Raw genomic sequence first — 2608 nt, forward strand, 5'->3', positions numbered from 1 at the left:
CGATGCGGGTGCGGGTGATGCGGCAGGTGCACTTCTCGACCGCTGACCAGCGCAGCATCGATCTGGTGTTCTTCATCAACGGGCTGCCGGTGGCGACGGTGGAGCTGAAGACCGACTTCACGCAGTCGCTGGAGGAGGCGGTCAACCAGTACAAGAAGGACCGCCAGCCGCTCACCAACGGGCGTCCGGAGCCGTTGCTGGCCTTCGGGCGCGGCGCGCTCGTGCACTTCGCGGTCTCCAACGAGCTGGGAGCGATGACGACCAGGCTCGAGGGGGACAAGACCCACTTCCTGCCCTTCAACATGGGCTACGACGACGGCGCCGGCAACCCGCCGGGTAGCGACGGGCGCTCGGCGACGGCGTATCTGTGGGAGCGGGTGTGGGAGAAGCACGCGTGGCTCAACATCGTCGGGCGGCTGATGATCGTGCAGTCGCGCGAGGAGTGGGACATCGCGACGGGCGCGTCCGTGCGGCGTACGGCGATGTTGTTCCCGCGGTTCCACCAGTGGGAGGCGGTCACCAAGATCGAAGCCGCGATCCGAGAAGAGGGTGTCGGCCACAAGTATCTGATCGAGCACTCGGCGGGATCGGGCAAGACCAACACCATCGCTTGGACCGCGCACCGGCTCGCGCGACTGCATGTCGACGATGACAAGGTCTTCGACTCCGTCATCGTGGTCGTCGATCGGACCGTGCTCGACTCCCAGCTCCAGGACGCGATCCGGCAGATCGACGGGTCGGGCAAGATCGTGGCCACGATCAGTCCGGAGGACGTACGCAAGGCGGGTGCGGCGTCGAAGTCGGGCCTGTTGGCGCAGGCGTTGAAGAACGGCGAACTGATCATCGCGGTCACGGTGCAGACCTTCCCGTGGGCGCTCGATGAGATCCGGCGGGACTCTGCGCTGAAGGGCAAGAGGTTTGCCGTCATCGCTGACGAGGCGCACTCCTCGCAGTCGGGCCAGATCTCCTCCAAGCTCAAGCAGGTGCTGACGGCTGAGGAGATCAAGGAGATCGAGCAGGGCGGCACCATCGACGCGGAGTCGATCCTGGCCTCGGAGATGACCGAGCGGGCCGAGTCGAAGAACATCTCCTACCTCGCCTTCACTGCGACGCCGAAGAACAAGACGCTGGAGCTCTTCGGCCGTAAGGGCGATGACGGGCATCCGCGCGAGTTCCATCTCTACTCGATGAAGCAGGCGATCGAGGAGGAATACATCCTCGACGTGCTCAAGGGCTACCAGACATACGACACCGCCCTGAAGATCGCTGGCGAGGCTCAGAGCGGGGACGACGTCGATGAGTCCGCGGCCCGGAAAGGGCTGATGAGGTGGGTGAAGCTGCACCCGACCAACATCAGCCAGAAGGTCCAGATCATCGTTGAGCACTTCCACGCCAATGTCGCCCACCTGCTGGAGGGCAAGGCGAAGGCGATGGTGGTGACGGACTCTCGAAAGGCCGCGGTGAAGTACAAGCTGGCCATCGATGCCTACCTGACGAAGCGCGCTGCGGAAGACCCGACGTACAGCTATCGGACGTTGGTTGCTTTCTCTGGCTCGGTGACGATGGACGAGAACGAGGTCTGGACCGCCGAGTGGGGGCCGGTGCCGGGGGAGGGCGACGAGTTCACCGAGGCAGCGATGAACCCAGGGGCGGGCTCGGACCTGGCGGCCTCGTTCAAGGGCGACACCTACAAGGTGATGCTGGTCGCCAACAAGTTCCAGACCGGCTTCGACCAGCCACTGCTGTGCGCCATGTACGTGGACAAGAAGCTCTCCGGCGTCACCACCGTTCAGACCCTGTCCCGGTTGAACCGGACGCATCGGACGGCGTCGGGGGAGCGGAAACGCAAGACGTTCGTCATCGACTTCGTGAACGAGCCCGAGGACATCCGGGCGGCGTTCGAGCCGTACTTCAAGAGTGCCTCGCTGGAGACCGAGACCGACCCGTATGTCGTCGTTCACCTGTCCAACAAGCTCGCGCACGCGGGGATCTACACCGAAGAGCAGGTGCGCAAGGTCGCCGAGCTGTGGGTGGGACGTAAGGGGAACAACGCGCTGTCGGCGGCGATCAGCCCGGTCCAGCACGACTTCGCCCGCCGCTACGCGACCGCTCTCGAGGCCGACGACAAGGTCACGCTCAACACGCTCGATCTGTTCCGCAAGGACGTCTCCACCTACGTACGGCTCTATGACTTCATGAGCCAGATCGTCGACTACGGCGACCCCTACATGGAGAGCCTCTCGATCTTCCTTCGGCTGCTGGAGAAGGTGATCGCGGAGTCGTCCTGGAGCGCGGAGGTCGACCTCTCCGATGTCGCGCTCGTCGGGGTCAAGCACAACAAGTCGATCCCCGTCGACATCTCCCTCGGCGGTGACGGTGAGCTCACGGGGAGCACCGGCGCCGGCTCGGGTGCGCGCAAGGAGCCGAAGTACGTCGCGCTCCAGGTCGTCATCGACAAGATGAACGACCTCTTCGGGGCCGAGACCTTCGAGCAGTCTCAGATTCGCGAGTTCGTCCAGGTCCTGGTCGCGCGTCTGCTGGGCTATCCCGATCTGGTGAAGCAGACCAAGGTGAACTCGAAGAAGCAGTTCCTGGAGTCCCAGGACTT

At 64.1% G+C, this 2608-nt stretch carries 1 protein-coding gene; it reads left to right on the forward strand.

What is annotated here, in order from left to right; genetic code table 11:
• On the forward strand, positions 1 to 2608 hold a 2608-nt coding region (locus ACRDPS_RS12895; protein ID WP_431502042.1), incomplete at both ends, for a type I restriction endonuclease subunit R.

Source organism: Nocardioides sp., from assembly GCF_050699375.1.
GTDB lineage: Bacteria > Actinomycetota > Actinomycetes > Propionibacteriales > Nocardioidaceae > Nocardioides.